16 protein-coding genes and 1 tRNA gene are annotated in these 18,554 nt (G+C 37.6%); 13 read left to right on the top strand and 4 right to left on the bottom strand.

Annotation, left to right across the window (positions count from 1 at the left end):
* Positions 1-34: 34 nt before the first annotated feature.
* The 3 genes from H3R25_RS05110 to H3R25_RS05100 are packed head-to-tail and all read right to left on the bottom strand — an operon-like array spanning position 35 to position 4,051.
* Positions 35-1,588: a hydantoinase/oxoprolinase family protein gene (locus tag H3R25_RS05110; RefSeq protein WP_198194482.1), complete on the bottom strand. Its 1,554-nt coding sequence runs from the start codon at positions 1,586-1,588 to the stop codon at positions 35-37.
* A complete protein-coding gene (locus H3R25_RS05105; protein WP_198194481.1) occupies positions 1,589-2,704 on the bottom strand; it encodes a DUF917 domain-containing protein in 1,116 nt (371 codons plus the stop codon).
* A 3-nt stretch (positions 2,705-2,707) separates the two neighbouring features.
* Positions 2,708-4,051, bottom strand: a complete 1,344-nt coding sequence (locus H3R25_RS05100; protein WP_198194480.1) for a cytosine permease — start codon at positions 4,049-4,051, stop codon at positions 2,708-2,710.
* Between the two features lie 320 nt (positions 4,052-4,371).
* On the opposite strand from H3R25_RS05100, the gene H3R25_RS05095 reads away from it, so the two are divergent.
* From H3R25_RS05095 to H3R25_RS05045, 11 genes are all read left to right on the top strand, one after another.
* Entirely contained in the window at positions 4,372-5,817 is a 1,446-nt protein-coding gene (locus H3R25_RS05095) for an MFS transporter (protein WP_198194479.1), read from the top strand.
* A gap of 247 nt (positions 5,818-6,064) precedes the next feature.
* Positions 6,065-6,352, top strand: a complete 288-nt coding sequence (locus H3R25_RS05090; RefSeq protein ID WP_198194478.1) for a type II toxin-antitoxin system HicB family antitoxin — start codon at positions 6,065-6,067, stop codon at positions 6,350-6,352.
* 338 nt (positions 6,353-6,690) lie between these two features.
* Positions 6,691-7,257, top strand: a complete 567-nt coding sequence (locus H3R25_RS05085; RefSeq protein WP_198194477.1) for an aldose epimerase — start codon at positions 6,691-6,693, stop codon at positions 7,255-7,257.
* Between the two features lie 100 nt (positions 7,258-7,357).
* Positions 7,358-8,455: an LCP family protein gene (locus H3R25_RS05080; protein ID WP_198194476.1), complete on the top strand. Its 1,098-nt coding sequence runs from the start codon at positions 7,358-7,360 to the stop codon at positions 8,453-8,455.
* Positions 8,456-8,474: 19 nt separating this feature from the next.
* Positions 8,475-9,092, top strand: a complete 618-nt coding sequence (locus H3R25_RS05075; RefSeq protein WP_198194475.1) for a glycerol-3-phosphate acyltransferase — start codon at positions 8,475-8,477, stop codon at positions 9,090-9,092.
* Between the two features lie 40 nt (positions 9,093-9,132).
* Complete coding sequence (locus tag H3R25_RS05070; RefSeq protein WP_198194474.1) at positions 9,133-12,108, top strand: alkaline phosphatase family protein; 2,976 nt, start codon at positions 9,133-9,135, stop codon at positions 12,106-12,108.
* A 265-nt stretch (positions 12,109-12,373) separates the two neighbouring features.
* On the top strand, positions 12,374-13,639 hold the full coding sequence (tyrS, locus tag H3R25_RS05065; protein WP_187158356.1) for a tyrosine--tRNA ligase: 1,266 nt from the start codon (positions 12,374-12,376) through the stop codon (positions 13,637-13,639).
* 99 nt (positions 13,640-13,738) lie between these two features.
* Positions 13,739-14,128 (top strand): NUDIX domain-containing protein, encoded by a 390-nt coding sequence (locus tag H3R25_RS05060; protein WP_198194473.1) that lies wholly within the window; start codon positions 13,739-13,741, stop codon positions 14,126-14,128.
* Positions 14,129-14,239: 111 nt separating this feature from the next.
* Positions 14,240-14,563 (top strand): heavy metal-binding domain-containing protein, encoded by a 324-nt coding sequence (locus H3R25_RS05055; RefSeq protein ID WP_046307748.1) that lies wholly within the window; start codon positions 14,240-14,242, stop codon positions 14,561-14,563.
* 57 nt (positions 14,564-14,620) lie between these two features.
* Positions 14,621-14,693 (top strand) — tRNA-Thr (locus H3R25_RS05050).
* 25 nt (positions 14,694-14,718) lie between these two features.
* Complete coding sequence (locus H3R25_RS05045; protein ID WP_198187804.1) at positions 14,719-15,372, top strand: HD domain-containing protein; 654 nt, start codon at positions 14,719-14,721, stop codon at positions 15,370-15,372.
* Here H3R25_RS05045 and H3R25_RS05040 read toward each other — a convergent pair whose 3' ends face one another.
* The gene (locus H3R25_RS05040; protein ID WP_370567429.1) at positions 15,373-15,873 is read right to left on the bottom strand and encodes a methylated-DNA--[protein]-cysteine S-methyltransferase; all 501 of its coding nucleotides are present in this window, start codon (positions 15,871-15,873) and stop codon (positions 15,373-15,375) included.
* A gap of 345 nt (positions 15,874-16,218) precedes the next feature.
* Here H3R25_RS05040 and H3R25_RS05035 point away from each other — a divergent pair, with 345 nt between their 5' ends.
* Together H3R25_RS05035 and H3R25_RS05030 are read left to right on the top strand one after the other, a co-directional pair.
* Positions 16,219-17,310 carry a BMP family protein gene (locus H3R25_RS05035; protein WP_046307744.1) on the top strand — a complete coding sequence of 364 codons (1,092 nt, stop codon included), beginning with the start codon at positions 16,219-16,221 and terminating at the stop codon, positions 17,308-17,310.
* A gap of 126 nt (positions 17,311-17,436) precedes the next feature.
* Positions 17,437-18,507, top strand: coding sequence for a BMP family protein (locus tag H3R25_RS05030; protein ID WP_198187801.1), 1,071 nt, complete (start codon positions 17,437-17,439; stop codon positions 18,505-18,507).
* Positions 18,508-18,554 lie beyond the last annotated feature (47 nt).

The following is an 18,554-nucleotide window of genomic DNA, read 5'->3' as shown; positions in this document are numbered from 1 at the left end:
GATTTTAGAGATAATTAATTTACTTATTAAGAAGTTAAGCTATTTCACCGACAACCTTGGTTTTTACTCTGGTTGTTTCACCTGGAGCATAGGCAAGTGGGACTTCCGTAACCTCAACGACTTTGATCGTGTCTGGATTTGCTCCCGCCATGATTGCTTGTTGTGCAGCTTGCTTTTCTACATCTGCTAATGCATCTGAACGTTTAACTTCAACATATTGGTAAACTTTTTCATATTCACCACCGATATTGGCAATTGTTGCACCGATTGCGTTAGCAACACCGCCAAATTCGTTTTTAATGATTTGCTTAACGCCCTTGAGCTTGGTTGGTGCAATAACTGCACCACCACCGACTAAAATGACGTCAACATCTTCAGCACTGGTTTTCATTTGATCGATACCATCTTCTAAGATTTCGGCAATTTTAGCCATTGCTTCTTGTGCAATGCCTTCATCAATTGATTCAACTAGCTTTGGATCACCAACTTGGCATAAACCAAGGCGGACAGCAATATCGGTAGTCGTTAAAGTGTCCCCACCGAAAACAAGTGCCTTTTCTGTAATCGCATAACCAACACTATCAGGCCCAATTGCTACAGAGCCGTCATCTTTAACTCGGACGATCGTTCCACCGCCTAAGCCAACTGATAGAACATCTGGCATTCTAAAGTTGGTTCTTACTCCACCAACAGTAACTGCTTTAGATGATTCACGAGGAAAACCGTTGGTTAGGACACCAATATCAGAGGTAGTGCCTCCAATGTCAACGGTTAATGCATTTTTACTCTTGGATAAGTAAGCTGCTCCTCTAATACTATTAGTCGGACCACTACCGATTGTCAAAATTGGATATTTGGCAGCATATTCTAGTGACATCAATGTACCATCATTTTGACATAAGTATTCTTGTGCCTTAGTGATATTTTCCTTTGCTAAAGCATTTGAAAAGCCATTAGTAACATTTTTAATTACCTTATTTAATGCAGCATTTAAAATAGTGGCATTTTCGCGTCCAATTAAGCCAATGGAGCCAATTGATGATGAAGTAGAGACAGGGAAGTCAGCGCCCAAAATTTCATGAGCCAATTCAGCTACTCGTTTTTCCTGGTCATCGTTAATTGAAGAAAAGACACCAACAACTGCTAGACCATCAATCTCACCTTTCCACTCAGTTAATTTTTCTTTCACTTCTTGTTCTGAAAATGGCACGATTGGGTCGCCATTAAATTCATAGCCGCCATGAATTAATGCGTAACGATTTGAAAGGATAGCAGCAATGTCTTCGGGCCATTCAGTATATGGCAAGATTGAAGCAGTTGCTGGATAACCGATTCGCAGGATACCGACTTTACCCAAGTTTTTGCGTTCGACAATCGCATTGGTGGCTTGCGTTGTTCCAAGCATAGCCTGAGTAATTTGATTAACATCAATATCTTTTTCATTTACTACTGCATGAATTGCATTTTTAATTCCCGTTTCTACATCTTTAGTAGTATGCGTCTTAGTAGAAACAATTACATTAAGGTTTTCGTCTAAAATAGCTGCATCTGTATTAGTACCACCAACATCGATTCCTAATTTATACACTTATTTTTCCTCCCGCTGACTTTTGTATTCTTGACAACGTTTTTCAATTGGAATGTAGTCAACATCATATTTGAAGTAGCGCGGCCCCACCAATTCAATTCCGGCATCAGTGCGCCATTTGTCGTTAGCAGGTAAGCCAAGCACCATGATTCGTTTACCGTAACGAACCTCTTCATTTGTAATTGGCTGTAGAGTGTCTACGTCAACCATTGTGATTAAGTCGGGAACAGTTGCCAAGATTTGATCATCAAGCTGCATAATAATGTTTTCGTTTTGGAAAGAAATTTTACCAGTTTGCCCTTCATTTTCATTGAGCCCACTTAAAGTGATTTCGCCAAAGTTAAAACCGCCTTTAGTAACATGAGAAATGTCAGTAATCTTTGCAGTCATTAGCTTGTAGCCATGAGTTAATTTGAGCAATTCCTCAAGAGCACTAGCCACAGAGTCATAATCATTAGCATGTTGAATTAATTCACCAATTTTCTGACTAAGCGCAACAATATTTAAAACACCAGCCTCGCGAAGCTGCTTACCAGTCAATGAATCACTGGCACTGGATGAGGTAGCACCTACTTGAACGGTAAAATCACGTCCAATTTTTTCTGCCCAAAAAGAATCTGGTGTATTAATCAGAGAGGTGTTGCCACGTTCATCCGATAGAACCATTGGCGTTACAGAATGTCCTGCTAAAACAAAAGTAGACATTTGTAATTCAGGAAAGGCACGGCCCATCCCATCTGCATCTGCAATTGGCAAGTGCATCTTTGCAGCAGCGACAATTGGCATCATTGAGTTAATTCCACCAGCTTCAACCGGAAAGGTGCCGTAAATTTTTCTACCATAGTATTGTTCGAAAATTTTGAAGGCATTAACGAATTCATTACCGTTAGGAAACTTTTCCATTGAGACTGCTGGCGCACCAATGTTTGATGCGGAGACAAATAACTCATCATCTGGAAATTCATCAGGTTCGAGTAACGTCACTGGACCATGTTTTTTAACTGCGGAAATTGCCATCAATTCACCAATGAAAGGATTACCGCCACCACCAGAGCCAAGTAATGCAGCTCCAATGGCAATTTGCTTAATATCTTTAATTCCTATTTCTCTACTCAAAATTTACTCCTCAATTTCTCTATCTCTTAATCTACGTTGATCCACTTTTCTAACTAATAAACTGCCTAAATAGTAGACAACTCCTGAAGAAATCAAAACGTTAAGTGACTGAACGCCCCAAGTTACAAACTGACCAACCAAGATTCCAGCAACCCAAGCGATAACGGTCATTAGTGGCAGTTTAGAGGATGTTTGAGGTAATTCGCCTTTTGCACGACTGTCATCAAGTTTTTGCCGGTCTGTTTTTAAAATCCAGTAGTCAACAAACATAATTGCTGCAATTGGTGGGAAAACAACCCCTAGAATAGTTAAGAAGCCTTGGAACTTATCAATTAAACCGACTACTGAAAGAATTGTACCCAAAATTCCTGTAATAACAGTCATAACAGAACGATTCAGGTTAACACTGAATACCTGCCGGAAGAAGTTAACAACATTCAGGCTGGCTGAGTACAGGTTCATATCATTAACCTTAACCGATGATAAAACGATTAGGGCAATTCCAAGTGCTCCAGTTAATTGATAAATAATTGGCATAATTTCTTTTGAACCAATTGCATGGGCCATCAGTACACCAATGACATTAACACCTAATTCGCCGACAATTGTTCCGATTACACAAACCCAAAAGACATCGCGTCCATTTTTAGTTCGACGTGTAATATCCGGCATAATAATCGCACCAACAATGAAGTTACCGGTAACCATCGTAATGCCGGCACCCATGCCCATCGCAGCGCCAGGAGCAGCCATAGTAATTAAATGATGCAAATCGTTGCCCTTTAACATGTTGTATGTGGCCACGCCCATTACAACAATAAAGGCTGGAATAGAAATATTAGTTGTCCAACTTAAGCCTTTAAAGCCAAAGATAACTGAAAAAGTAACTAATAATCCGGTGATTGTGGCAACTAACTGATAGCTAATATTGCCGTGGGTGATAGAATGCATGATTTCAACTACACCTTGTGCAAAAACTGAGTTTTGAATTCCAAACCAACCAATCAAACTAATTGCAAAAGTTAGGCCAACAATGGCAGAGCCAATTGTGCCAAAGCCGGCCCATTTAGAAAGAAGACTTGTGGGTAAACCTTCTCTTTGACCGGCTAACCCTAAGCCGAAAGAAATAAATTGTAGAATTACACTACCTAATATAGTAGATAAAACAGCGTCACGGAAATTCATTCCATAACCTAGTTCGGCCCCAAGCATAAACTGACTTAAAGCGACGAAGCCTCCAATTTGGACCATCAAAACTTTCCACATGGGATCGCGTTTTTCTTTAGGAAAACGCTGTGTTGAATAGTCATCATAAATGTCTTCATTTGTGGTGTTCTTAGCTGCCATAATTGCCTTCTTTCTAAAATAGACTCTGTTTTGTTAATGCAATATTAAAATAACTATAGTTAGTTAATTAATATTTAATATAAAAGAGTCTAATCTAGTGGTAGTTGGATGTCAATGCTGAATGCTAAGTAATACAGAGAAGCTGACTTGATGAAAAATTAGTGAAAGCTAGATAGGGAGTGCTATTATGCAAACTTAAATAAATCTAGATAAAAAGTGAAATTAACTTATTTTTCTACTTGGCACAAAAGAAAATAAGAGTATAATTTAACTAATTAAGGTACCTAACTAAATTTCAAAAATTGAGAGGATCTGTAAAAATGACACAAGCTTTGAGTTATCAGACTGACGAAAAAGTGCAAAAAAATAGATGGTGGATCTTAGTGGCAGTCGGTTTGTTTACCTTCATGTCAACTCTAGATGGAACGATTGTTAATATCGCTTTACCAGTTATTAGTAAAAATTTGAACATTTCGATGAGTCAGTCCGAATGGGTTGTTTCATTATATTTAATTGTTGTTTGTAGTTTTATTCTATTCTTCGGTAAATTGAGTGATCTTCACGGAAAAATTAAAATCTTCCGTCTAGGTGCCATCTTCTTTATTGCTGGTTCACTTTTATCGGGATTTAGAGTTAATCTGGTATTTTTGTTAGTTTCACGTGCAATTCAGGCGTTTGGTGCCGCAATGACAATGGCAACCAATAATGGAATTATTACTGAAATTTTCCCATCAACTGAACGCGGAAAAGCGCTAGGAACAATTGGTTCATTTGTTGCCTTAGGTTCAATTGCTGGTCCTGGCTTGGGTGGCTTAATTTTGAGTCACTTGTCATGGTCATACATTTTCTGGTTGAATGTTCCTGTTGGGATTATTGCTGCAATTATTGGCGCAATTTTCCTACCAAAAGATATTACTTTTACCAATGCAGCATTGGACAAGAAGGGCTCATTTGGCTTTGCATTAGGGATGATTACTTTATTCGGTGGTGTCTTCTTAGGCCAACAATTAGGTTTTACTTCTGTACCGGTTCTAGCAATGTTAATAATTGGGCTAATTAGTTTCATTTGGTTTGTCTATACTGAAAATCACACAACTAATCCATTATTACAATTCAATCTGTTCAAAAATCCAGACTTTTCAGTTAGTTTGTTATGTGCATTGTTAATCTTCATTACAAACTTCTTCTTTAATGTAGTAACGCCTTTCTATTTAGAAAATGCGTTACACTTGGCACCAAGTCAAGCTGGTATTATCTTAATGATTTTACCTGTAGTTCAATTATTTGCTGCTCCAGTTGCGGGTACACTTTCAGATAAAATTGGACCAAAATTGATTACTTTTATTGGTTTAGTATTACTATTAGTTAGTCAAATTGGTTACTCACTATGCAATCTGCACTCATCAATCTGGCTATTTATTATTAGTATCGCAATTATGGGACTTGGTAGTGGTATTTTCAGTTCACCAAATAACTCTTTAGTAATGAGTTCTGTAGAACAGAAGGATCTTGGTGTTGCCGGCAGTATTAACTCGCTATCACGTAACCTCGGGATGGTAATCGGTATTTCAAGTGCTACGACAATCTTGTTTGCGGCAATGAGCCATGCAAAGGGTGCACGTGTGACTGAATACCTACCTAAGCAACCAGAAATTTTTATTTATGGTATGCATGTTGTATTTATTATTTCAATGATTATTTGTTTAATAACTGTTGTTTTAAGTGGCTGGCGTCTATTTAAAAAAGACGAAAAAGCAGCTAAGTAATCTATTATTAAAATAAAACTAGAAAACGTTATTGCATTATTAGCAATAACGTTTTTCTTTGTACATTAAGCAAAAAAACACTGTGAAAGCCTTATTTAACAATGTTCTAATTGAGGAAAATAGCCAATATAAAACAAAGGAATAAATAAAAATTTCATAATTTTTTCTTATTTCGCTGTTTTTGGGTATATGATGGTATTAAAGGAAAAGCTATGAACTATAACTAAACGATAGGGAGGTTGGGTAAATGGATCATCGAATTGTTACGTATCCGGCAATTTTTAAGCCGCTAGAAAATGATGTATATGTGATTCACTTTCCAGATATCAAAGGTGGTATCACAGAAGGTGAAGGTCTTCGAGAAGCGATGAAAATGGCTGCTGATACTTTGGCAAGCAGACTATATAATAAGGTAGATTTGCCAAAATGCAGTAAAACAAGTGAAATAGAGCTTCCTGATGATGGATCCTTTGTTGCACCAGTTTCCGCAGATTTGACAGAAGCATCCCATGATCGGATGAATTACGAGATATAACAAAAAAGCACCCCAGTTGCTTGAGGTGCTCTTTCTTATTAACTTGTTCCAAAAACTAATTATATTCTCGGGAACAATAGTATTATAGTATATTATAACGAAATTTGCTAATAATTTAGGCGGATTTTTTCAAAAAAATCAGTTGATAAAGGTGGTTGAGCGCTTGCAGTAAAAGCCTAACCAATCTTTTTAATATAACTGATATTAGTTTTGTAGTATAATCCTTGCACATTGAATTTCTCAGTTAAACTTAGCTAAAAAGCGGGATTTTAAGCTCGAATTGACATTAGTGTCAGTTACATGCTATTTTCTATAAGGGAGAAAGTTTGGAGTAAGCTATGCAAACAATAGAAAGTTCTATTTTGCGTGCTGCTGTTGATGAAAAGGATGCAAAGTTAGTTAATTTTGTATCCCAACATGATCAAATTGATTATTTCAAAGATGGCGACATGCAAAAGAAATTAGGAGTTACCTTTTTAGGCGACGGCCAAGGTGAAAATTGGGCGAAGCTATTGCCTTGGACAGTTGTAGATAAGGGAGACTCGCGGGTCAGTTTGGCCTTAATTGATGATAGTGAAAGTTATAAAAAGTTTCCGTATCATTTTGAAGTGATCTTAACCTATATTCTTGAAGGTAACCGGGTCGATATTAAGTACTACCTCAAAAATAATTCACATAAAGAAATGCCTTTTTCAGTGATGTTCACATTGCCGATTATCGAAGGCTGGGTTAAAAATAGAAATGTGAATGAAATTGAGTTGAGTAATGATGAAGTTAAATTAAAACTTGCTTCATCAAGTTTTGACTTAGATGTAAAAGACAAGCAAGTTGTTGCTTTACTTGATAAAGCGACACTTGAAGGTGATAGTGATGAAGAATTCACGCTAACTTTGACATTAAGCTAGATAATTAATGATTTTAATAAGATAATATAGACAAACCGCAGATGGTTTGTTTTTTTGTTATAATGTATTCATTGTATTTAAATTAGGTAAGTAAGAGAATATGGATCACAATCATAATCATCCGGACAAGAGTCGGGTAGAAATACATGTAAAAGATTACAACAAAAAGAAGAAATTGATAGCATGGCTATGTGGATTTATTTTTCTCATAGCTGCTGGTGTTGCTGCATACTCGTCTTACGTTTATTTTAAAACGAAGAATGCGGTAGACAATACCTATGATAATAATACGCATGTTCAAGTAAAAAACGGCGAATTTAATGGTAAGAAAAAGTTTGCCGTCTTACTAATGGGAACCGATACTGGAGCACTTGATCGTAAGGAGAAGATTGGCAATACTGATACGATTATTATTGCAGTTGTCAATCCGCAGAAAAAGCGCTACTCACTAGTGTCTGTTCCCCGCGATACAATGGCACAAATGGTTGGTGCTGAGCAGTTCCAAGTCGAAAAAATCAATGCTGCCTATCCAATAGGTGGTGCTAAGATGGCAATGGACAGTGTCTCTGAACTTGTTAATGTACCAATTAAATATTATGCCCTAGTTAATATGAAAGGTATCATGCGTCTTATTCGCTATGTAGGTGGAATAAATGTCAGACCTACACTTAGCTTTGAATATGGTGGTTATGTTTTCAAGAAAGGACAGCTGACTCATATGGGTGGCGGCGGTGCCCTTGCATATTCACGGATGCGCTACGACGATCCTAAGGGTGACTATGGCCGTCAGGAACGGCAAAGACAGGTCATTACGACACTTATTAAAAAGGCGGTTTCATTAAACACATTGACACAGCTTGATTCGGTTCTAACTTCAATTTCTGGCAATGTTAAAACTAATTTACCATTTGATTCATTGAAGGAGATTGCCTTTAATTACCGCAGTTCGACTAAGAATGTTAAAAATGACTATCTTCACGGGCATAACGCAATGGTTGATGGTGCATCTTATCAAGTTCAGTCAACTGAAGAGCTTCAACGAATTTCTGACTATCTTCGGGCTGAATTAGGCTTAAGTCCCAAAAAGGTTGATAATAATGAAACTTACCAAAACAAGCGAAATAAGGAACACGGCTTTGATTTCACTGATCTTGCAACGCAGGACTATAATATCTTTAGTGATTATGAAGGACAATAATAAAAGAAGGTGACGATTAATGACGAGACTGCTTGCCGTTTTAATCGGCTATGCATTCGGATGTATTTTATTTGCCATGCTAGTGGGTCGCTTTTGGTTACATCAAGACCCAACTAAAGTTGGATCCGGGAACCCAGGAACCGCCAACGTTGGTGCCGTTTTTGGTAAAAAATGGGGTATAATTACTTGCATTGGTGATATTTTAAAAACACTAATTTGCTTACTACTTGTACACTATTTTTTAGGAAAAAAGGTAATGTTGGCCTATGCAGGTTTAGGACTAATTTTAGGACACTGTTTTCCTTTTTGGGATCATTTTCGAGGTGGCAAAGGAGTGACAGTTGCTGTCATTTTAGCGGCTATTTATGATGTTAAAGCTGCGGCAGTAACGCTTTTAATTGCACTTGTTTTGACTATTATTCTTAAGAACTTAACGGTTCCGCCGTTAGTTTTTATTTTATTATTTAGTCTCTACGAATTGACTCAACTCAGGGAAGCTGGCATTGTATTATTAATTATTACCTTGATCATGACTTTTAAATTTAGATATGATTTACGGGACTTTTTTACTGGAAAAGGGAAAAAAGTAGATATTTTATACTCAATTAAGAAAAAATTGGGTATAAAAATGCAGTGATTGATAGCATCATTTTTTAGTGAGGACAGATACTAGAAACATGAATAAAAACAAAAAATCGTTAAAAGTCGTGCAGGCGATTTGCATATTAGTGGCAACGCTCTTTATGTTAATTCAAATGTATAGTTTGAAGGGTGTGGCTGCGAGAGCACATTACTCATTCGTGCGTTTTATGCCTAACATGATGCATAACGCAACAATGATGATTGTACCAATGGTTTTTGGTGCAGTTTATAGCAGGAAAAAACAAAGTGTAAGTGAAAGCTTTAAGTATTGGCTGATGGCCTTCGTTACGCTAGTTGTTTATTACGTCCTATTTTTCATTAAGGTACCTGCACGCTTTAATATGTGGCGTGTTTGGGGAATGTTGTTCCCAATTATTACCAGTACCTCAGTTTTATTTTCTGGCTTGTTTTTCAGTTTACTGGCACAACCACGGATTTATGACTTACAACATAAGCTGACTAAAAAGCAAAACTTACTAGTACTTAGCTTATTAAGTCTTCTTGGCTTTGCCTTGAGTGCCGGAAACTTATCCTTCCAATATTCACTCTATGGTTTATACCTTATTTTGTTCTTTGCATGGGGGATGTTTTTAGCTGGAGTTAAGGTTAATGGTAAGCTCTTTGGTCTAGCTTTATTTAGTGGGATTGTTTCATTCTTTGTTGTTGTAATCGGTGTTTCGGGTTTTGATGCCGTCTACTGGTCACAAATCATTTCCGGCAACGGTGGTGGTGACTGGAACAGAGAATTTTTGAACAATCCATCTTCACCATTTATGCTCCTGATGGTCTTAGCGGCATTCTTATTGTTTAAAAAGGTTATTATGACCTTCAATGAGAAGCAAATGCGTTACTTTATCCCAGTAATCATGTTCATGGATGCGCCAATTTCGACTAGGTTCATGAACGATTTCCGCTTCACTGGCTCATCTTTTGTTAACAAGCTAATCATGATTGTTGTCATGCTGCTTGCTGCTGCAATTTTGGATATGGTACTGGAAAAGTATCTATTTAAATTTAAGCCAGTTACTAAGATTGTTAAGTACTTAGATCATGAAACTAATTTAGCGAAAATTTGTGAGAAGGCTTGGACAAAATTCACTAAATTTATTGTTGCCAACAGAGTTAACTTACTGACTTGGGCTTGGTTCTATGTTTTGAGTTTTGGTTCATTTTTAATTGAATCTGATAACTTAAGAATCCAAATCAGTACTGCAGCGACAATTAATGCGATTGTTTACTTACTTGGCACCAAGTTCTTTGCCATTATTTTAACAACTATCTTCCTTGATGCGTTATTCTCAATTTTCTACTTTGTGACTACACGTTATTGGACATCCAATGTGCTAGTCAGCCTAATTGGAATTGGTTGGGCCATTGCCAATAAGATTAAACTGCTTCTTCGTGGTGAACCAATTTATCCAACTGAAATCAGTGAAATCGTCAATTGGAAGACGCTTTTACCAATGATTGGTAAAACAACAGTTATTGCTATCCTAGTTGCAATTGTAATCGTGATTGCACTGGATGTTTTCTTAGAAATCAAGTTTCCAATTAAGAAACGCGGCTCATGGAAACGACGTGGAATTTGGGCACTATTGAGTTTAGCGTTATTCATGACGCCATTCCGCTTCAACCATGATGGTGGAGTTATTTACCACATTAATCGTGGATTCGATAATAGACAGCGCTTTAGAAACCCAGAACGTGATATCCAGGTTAACGGACCAGTTCTGAATTTCTTAAACTATATTGACTTGCAAATCATGGATCAGCCAGCGACAGGCTACTCTGCTTCGACTATCAAACAGTTGAATGATAAGTATGCTAAAGTTGCTAACAAGATCAATAAAAACAGAAAGAATAAACTTAGTGACCAGACAATTGTCTTTAACCTAAGTGAAAGTTTCGTTGATCCGAATACTTTCCCAACCATTAAGATAGAACAGTCTGCACCAAATCCAGTTAAGTTCATTGAATCAATGAAGTCACGCTCTTCATACGGTACAATGCTTAGTGCTGGTTACGGTGGTGGTACGGCTAACATGGAATGGGAAACCTTAACGGGATTGAACATGGGATTGTTTAAGTCTACTTTGACGCCATATGTTCAGGTTGTTCCTAATTACAGTTTCTATCCAACAATCGGAATGAACTTTGACTACAAGTCAGCTATTCACCCATTTATTGGGACATATTACTCTAGACGTGAAGACTATCGTCGCTTTAAGTTTGATAAGTTTGTCTACACTGGTTCGAAGTATAAAGTTATTGATCAGAAGAAACTTGGTAAGAGTGGCTATAACTCTGACTTTACTACTTATGCTAATGGACTGCAGCAAATTAACGCACGTAAAGATGGCCAGTTCATCAATCTGATTTCAATTCAAAACCACATGCCATATAACAATTGGTATCCACACAACGAATATATGGGTAAGATCTCAGGTGATCTATTCAATACCCCAGCAGTTCGTGAACAAATGGCAACATATGTTAAGGGTACGCAATACACTGATAAGGCAGTTAAGCAATTTATTGGTCAAATTGATAAGATTAAGAAACCAATTACATTAGTCTTCTACGGTGACCACTATCCAAGTATTATTTCGCAGAGTTACACTGCTAAGTATCCGGTTGAAATGCACTCAACTCGTTACTTCATTTACTCGAATAAGTATGCCCGTGAACATGGTGCCAAAACGCACTTACCACGTAAGGCCAACAATTTTGTAAGTTCAAGTGACTTTATTGCGATGATGCTTGAGCAGACTGATTCAAAGGTTACACCATACCAAGCACTCCTTACTGAAGTTCATAAGAAATTGCCTGCAATTACAATTAACTTCAAGGGTGATAAGGGTTATGAATTAATTGGACGTAAGGGACAAGTAATTGAACCGCAGTACCTAACCAAGGAACAACAAGACCTCTTGGCTGATTATGAAACTATCCAATATGATATGACTGCTGGTAAAGCTTATGGTTTACAAATTAAGGGCTTCTACAAATAGTATCTGGTGTTGACTTATTAGAAAAAAATGAGTATTATTCATTTAGATATTTTAAGTAGCGCTTCAGTTCAGTGTTCAGAGAACTAGCGGTTGGTGTAAGCTAGGCAGGCTGAAGTTTCGCGAAATACATATCGGGTGGTTCCGCTAAAAACCAAACTTGAGGCGCTAATAAGCGCAAACGTGGGTGGTACCACGGCTAAAAAAGTAATTTAGTCGTCCCTGGATTTCTTAGGAAATCCGGGGACTTTTTTATTGGAGGAAAAAGATGGCAAACTTTAATATTTTAGAAGATTTAAAATGGCGTGGAGCAATTAACCAGCAGACAGATGCAGAGGGGCTAGCTAAGTACTTAGAAGAACATGATGACTTAGCACTCTATTGTGGTACTGATCCAACTGGTGATTCACTTCACATTGGCCACCTAATCCCCTTTATGATTTTAAAGAGATTCCAATTAGCTGGTTACCATCCAGTAATTGTTATTGGTGGTGGTACTGGTACAATTGGGGACCCATCAGGCCGTAGTACCGAAAGAGTTTTACTTGATGCTGAAAAGCTTCATCAAAATGAAATTGCTTTGACTAAGCAAATGGAGAAGCTGTTTGGTACTGAAAACTTTGAAATTGTTAACAACGCAGAATGGCTAGATAAGTTAAGTTTAATCGACTTCTTACGTGACTACGGTAAACACTTCCAAGTAAACAACATGATTAACAAGGACGTTGTTGCCAGTCGCTTGGAAAATGGGATTTCATTTACTGAATTTTCATACCAGATTTTGCAAGCAATTGATTTTTACCAATTAAATAAAAACCACGGTGTACAGATGCAAATCGGTGGTAGTGATCAATGGGGCAACATTACAGCAGGAATTGACCTTATTCATAAGTTAATGGGATCTGATCGTGAAGCATTTGGTTTGACTATTCCATTAATGCTTAAAGCTGATGGAACTAAATTTGGTAAATCAGCTGGTGGAGCAATTTGGCTTGATCCAGAAAAGACCAGTCCTTACGAGTTCTACCAATTCTGGATTAACCAAGACGACCGTGATGTAGTAAAGTACCTGAAGTACTTTACTTTCCTAAGTCATGAAGAAATTGATGAGCTAGCAGAACAAGTTAAGACTGAGCCATGGAAGAGAACCGCGCAGAAGACTTTGGCTAAGGAAGTAACCAAGTTTGTTCACGGTGAAGAGGGATTGGCTGAAGCAGAAATGATTACAGACTCTCTATTCTCTGGTAATGTCAAAGACTTAACTGTTACGCAAATTGAGCAGGGATTAAAGAGCGCACCAACTGCAGAATCAGGATCGGCTGCTAAGAATATTGTTGACTTTTTAGTTGATACCAAAATCGAATCGTCTAAGCGTCAAGCACGTGAAGACGTTGAAAACGGTGCAATTTACATTAATGGTGACCGTGAACAATCAGTTGATTTTGAAGTTGATCCAGCAAAAGCATTTGATGGTAAGTATGTAATTGTTCGTAAAGGAAAGAGAAAATATACTTTGGTTAATATCAAAGACTAGTTATATGAATAAAAGTCTGGTACATTATGTATCAGACTTTTTTATAAAGTGAAAAAAGTAGATGTCAAATAGTAGAGATTCAAAATAAGGGTGCTAAAAATGAGAGCACGAGTTGTCTTATATAATCCGGAATTAAAAGCTATTTTATTAATTCACAGGCTGAAAAACGAGCGCGACTATTGGGTAATTCCTGGTGGCGGTGCAGAAAACCAGGAAACGCCAATTGAAACTGCAATTAGAGAAATCAATGAAGAATTAAAGATTAAGTTGTTACCCGAAAAACTTAAGCGCTTGTTTGAAATTGACAATGAGGTTATCTTTTTAGCCCAAGCTGGGCAAACTAAAGCACCTCGAATTAGTGGGGAAGAAAAAGAACGCTCGAGCACAAAAAATATCTATGAGCCAGCTTGGGTTGCCTTAAAAGATCTCACTACGATTAATTTAATGCCACCAGAAATAGCACAACAGCTTTTAGAATTTATCAAATAATATGATATTTTTTAAGCAATATTTGACAAAATATCAGGCTATAATTCATAATCTATTTAAGGCAATAATTGCCTATTGCTATAAAATTACCCCGTTCTAGGAGGAAAAGAAATGTCTGAAATATTAGTTACTACTACGGAAAATATCCCTGGTAAAGAGTATGAGATTATTGGTGAAGTCTTTGGCTTAACCACTCAATCTAAAAATGCTTTCAAGGATTTTGGCGCAGGCTTAAAATCAATGGTGGGTGGAGAAATCCGTAGTTACACTAAGATGTTGCAAACATCTCGTGAGCAAGCTCTTGAACGTTTACGTCAAGAAGCTGAAGAAAAAGGTGCCGATGCAATCGTGATGATGCGTTTTGACTCAGGTACAATTGGCGGTGACATGCAGTCAGTAGTTGCATACGGTACAGCAGTTAAGTTCGTACAGTAAATAATTAAATTTAGCATCCACTAACTAAGGTGGGTGCTTTTTTGTTAAAATTAATTTGCCGCTTTAGCTCAGGAGGTAGAGCACCGCCGTGGTAAGGAGGAGGTCCTCAGTTCAAATCTGGGAAGCGGCTTAAGACTAAAAAAGGAGTGATTAAAATGGAAATAACAAAGGTAATCGATTTTGTTCAAAAGCAATTAGAAGGTGAAAAAACGGGTCACGATTTTTATCATGGTCAGCGTGTGGCCCACTTAGCTAGCCAATTATATTTACAGGATAATCCTGATGCACACGCAGACAGCCGCATGGTGGCGATTATTCAGACAGCAGGGTATTTACACGATACGATTGATGAAAAGATCTGTGCGGATCCTGAGCAAGTTATCGAGCAAATTAAGCATTTGCTACCACAGGTTGGCTTTAGTGAGCTTGAAGTAAAGGATATTCTTTTTACCATTCAACATATGTCGTTTTCACAAAATATTGAACACCATTATCAATTACCAGTTTCTGGTGAATATGTTCAAGATGCTGATCGCATTGAGAGCTTGGGTGCAATGGGAATTGCACGCGCATTTACCTATGGCGGTGCTCACGGGAATGTGATTTATGATCCAAAGATTAAGCCTGAAAAACTGGTTAGCCATGATCAATATCGTGAACACACCGAAACCACTATTAATCACTTTTATGAAAAGCTGTTTCAATTAGAAGATTTAATGAATACTGATGGTGGCAAAAAAGAAGCACACAAACGAACTGATTTCATGCGTGCTTTTGTTCAAGAATTTATGGATGAGTGGAATGTTTAACTAATTCTGGCGTTCGAATTGCAGTAACGCCTTCTTACGTTCAATTCCACCAGCGTATCCAGTCAATGAGCCGTCACTGCCAATTACGCGATGACATGGGACGATTAGTGTGATTGGGTTATGACCAATTGCACCGCCAACGGCGCGCGCTTTATTGGTTTTGATTGCTTGTTTTGCTTGTAGTTTGTCAGAGAGCTCACCGTAAGTGGTTGTTTCGCCATAAGGGACTTTTTGCAATTCATGATAAACTGCTTTTCTAAATGCTGTAACTTCTGGTCTAATTGGAATAACGAAAGGATCAGGGTTCAAACCAGCAAAGTAGTCATTGAGCCAGCGAAGAGCTAGCTTAAGTGGGATGTTTTTAACATCATCTGCTTGGTTCAACTGATAGTTTGCACCGAAAAATTTCTGATCCGCAAACCATAAGCCTAGTAAGGCCTTCTCATCACTAAGTAAGATCATGTCACCTAATTTTGACTGGAAAACTGCTCGATGTAACACTTTAATCACTCCATACTAATAAATTATGAAAACCATGCGGTTTCACCGGATGGTTTTTATTTGCGCATTATATTATTCATTTTAGCGTGCATTAATTTATTTTAATAGCGAACAACTTAAAAGCTCATTTTTTCAAAAGATAGTTTTAATAAACATAACACAAGTAAAAAAGTTCAAAAAATTTTCCTTGTCATATACAAAGCTCGATGGTTTAAGAGCCAAGCGCTAATTTGACAAAATCAAAAAGGTTGTTACATCAACACTCTATGTTGTATTATGACTTTGACGCGAATACTAAATATTGATATTCTAGTACTAGAAATTATATGGGGGTCATACATAACTATGAAGACTAAAATCAAGAAAATCCTATCCTTTGCTACCGTAACATTTGCGGCTGGTGTTGCACTTACTGCATGTTCGGGTAAAAAGCAGGGTGGAAGCGGTAACTCAACTGATAGCGCAAAGCATTCAATCGCGTTGATTACTGATACTGCGGGTGTTAATGATAATTCATTTAACCAATCCGCTTGGCGTGGATTTAAGGCATACGGTAAAGACCATAACTTAAAGCGTGGTAAGAACGGCTATCAGTACTTCCAATCGAGTAGTGCAGCTGACTTTGAGCCAAACTTTGACCAAGCTAGCAAAGCAGGATACCAAACAATTTTTGGTATTGGTTATAGTCTGAAAGATGCTGTTAGTGCAGCAGCTAAAAAGGACCCTAAGAAGAACTTTGTTATCGTTGATGAAGTAATCAAAGGTCAAAAGAACGTTGCTTCAGCTAACTTCAAGAGTGAGCAAGCTTCATACTTAGCCGGTGTTGCAGCAGCAACTCAAACTAAGACAGGTGTCATTGGTTTCATCGGTGGAGCTCACGGTAACATTATTGATTTGTTTGACGCTGGCTTTACTAAAGGTGTTAACGATCAAGCTAAGAAGTTAAATAAGAAGGTTACACTTCTAAATCAATATGTTGGTAACTTTACAAGTGCTGACAAGGAAAAAGCTATCGCACAATCAATGTACGCTAAAAAAGCTGACATTATCTTCCACGCTTCTGGTTTAGCTGGTAATGGTCTTTTCCAAGAAGCCAAAGCAATCAACCAAAACCGTCCTGCTGATAAGAAGGTTTGGGTTATCGGTGTTGATGTTGACCAATCATATTTAGGTAATTACAAGAGTAAGGATGGCAAGAAAGACAACTTTGTATTAACTTCAGTAATCACTGGTGTTAATGTTGCTACTCACGATATTGCAAACCGTGCATATAACGGTAAGTTCCCTGGCGGTAAAGAATTAGTTTACGGTTTGAAGACAAACGGTGTTTCCATTACACGCGGCCATATCGAAGACAAGGCTTGGAAATACTCACGTGACGCACGTCAACAAATTATTGACGGTGAAATCAAAGTTCCAATTCACCCTTCAAAATAGTTCGATTTTAGAATAACAAAAGTTTTTATATGCAAAGTCGAATAGATTTATCTTGTCTTTTTACGTATTTTATAATAAAGTAATAGATGAAAAGTTCGTATTTTTTGTGGAGGATAAAAACTAACAATGGGTAAAAAACTTGCGAGACTTTTGTCATTAGGAACTGTGGCTGCTTCAATTACTTTATTAATGAGCGGTTGTTCTGGAAAGAAACAGAATTCAACCGGTGAAAGTAAAAAGAATAGCATCGCCTTAATTACTGATAGCAACGGTGTAAACGACCAATCTTTCAACCAAGCTGCATGGGAAGGCTTTAAAGCTTATGGTAAAGAGCAAGGTCTTAAAAAAGGAAGTGGCTATCAATACTTCCAGTCAAACAGCGCAACAGACTATACGCCTAACTTTAACCAAGCGGCTAAATCAGGCTACAAAACTATTTTTGGTATTGGCTACTTATTAAAAGATTCGGTTAGCGAAGCTGCTAAGAAAAATCCAAAGAAGAATTTTGTAATTGTCGATGATGTAATCACCGGACAAAAGAATGTTGCTTCGGTAACTTTTAAGAGTAACCAAGCTTCATACCTTGGTGGTGTAGCTGCTGCTTACTCAACTAAAACTAACAAAGTCGGTTTTGTTGGTGGGGCTAAGTCAACCATTATTGAAAGCTTTGAAAACGGCTTTAAACAAGGTGTTGCAGATGCCGCTAAGGCAATGCACAAGAAGATAACAGTTGACTCACAATATGTTGGTAACTTTACCTCAACAGATAAAGCGAAATCAATGGCACAATCGATGTACGCAAACAAGTGCGATATTATCTTCCAAGCTGCTGGTTCAGCTGGTAACGGTGTTTTCCAAGAAGCCAAAGCTCACAACCAAGCACATGCTGCCAGTCAAAAAGTTTGGGTAGTTGGTGTCGACGTTGACCAAGAAAACATGGGACAGTACAAAGACAAAGATGGCAAAAAAGACAACTTTACCTTAACTTCTGTTTTAAAGGGCTTGGATGTTGCAACTAAATCTTTAGCAGATGATGCAGTTAAGGGTAAGTTCCCTGGTGGCAAGCACCTTGTTTATTCTTTAAAGGGTAACGGCGTTTCAGTTACAAAGGGTAATTTATCATCAAAAGCTTGGAGTGCAGTTCAGAAATCTAGGGCTGATATCTTAGCTGGTAAAATTACTGTAGCCGGAGATTAATCGCAAATAATCAAGTAATAGGAAACTCTTTGTGTTTTAATATACAA

This window comes from Lactobacillus sp. M0390 (genome assembly GCF_016102085.1).
GTDB lineage: Bacteria > Bacillota > Bacilli > Lactobacillales > Lactobacillaceae > Lactobacillus > Lactobacillus apis.
The sequence above is the reverse complement of the archived record's forward strand: the minus strand, read 5'-3'. Positions and strand labels throughout refer to the sequence as shown.

What these genes read in the sequence shown, in the direction of transcription:
- H3R25_RS05100 (WP_198194480.1), bottom strand. Translation starts at nt 4,051, where the DNA reads ATGGCAGCTAAGAACACCACAAATGAAGACATTTATGATGACTATTCA.
- H3R25_RS05095 (WP_198194479.1), top strand. Translation starts at nt 4,372, where the DNA reads ATGACACAAGCTTTGAGTTATCAGACTGACGAAAAAGTGCAAAAAAAT.
- H3R25_RS05090 (WP_198194478.1), top strand. Translation starts at nt 6,065, where the DNA reads ATGGATCATCGAATTGTTACGTATCCGGCAATTTTTAAGCCGCTAGAA.
- H3R25_RS05085 (WP_198194477.1), top strand. Translation starts at nt 6,691, where the DNA reads ATGCAAACAATAGAAAGTTCTATTTTGCGTGCTGCTGTTGATGAAAAG.
- H3R25_RS05080 (WP_198194476.1), top strand. Translation starts at nt 7,358, where the DNA reads ATGGATCACAATCATAATCATCCGGACAAGAGTCGGGTAGAAATACAT.
- H3R25_RS05075 (WP_198194475.1), top strand. Translation starts at nt 8,475, where the DNA reads ATGACGAGACTGCTTGCCGTTTTAATCGGCTATGCATTCGGATGTATT.
- H3R25_RS05070 (WP_198194474.1), top strand. Translation starts at nt 9,133, where the DNA reads ATGAATAAAAACAAAAAATCGTTAAAAGTCGTGCAGGCGATTTGCATA.
- tyrS (WP_187158356.1), top strand. Translation starts at nt 12,374, where the DNA reads ATGGCAAACTTTAATATTTTAGAAGATTTAAAATGGCGTGGAGCAATT.
- H3R25_RS05060 (WP_198194473.1), top strand. Translation starts at nt 13,739, where the DNA reads ATGAGAGCACGAGTTGTCTTATATAATCCGGAATTAAAAGCTATTTTA.
- H3R25_RS05055 (WP_046307748.1), top strand. Translation starts at nt 14,240, where the DNA reads ATGTCTGAAATATTAGTTACTACTACGGAAAATATCCCTGGTAAAGAG.
- H3R25_RS05045 (WP_198187804.1), top strand. Translation starts at nt 14,719, where the DNA reads ATGGAAATAACAAAGGTAATCGATTTTGTTCAAAAGCAATTAGAAGGT.
- H3R25_RS05035 (WP_046307744.1), top strand. Translation starts at nt 16,219, where the DNA reads ATGAAGACTAAAATCAAGAAAATCCTATCCTTTGCTACCGTAACATTT.
- H3R25_RS05030 (WP_198187801.1), top strand. Translation starts at nt 17,437, where the DNA reads ATGGGTAAAAAACTTGCGAGACTTTTGTCATTAGGAACTGTGGCTGCT.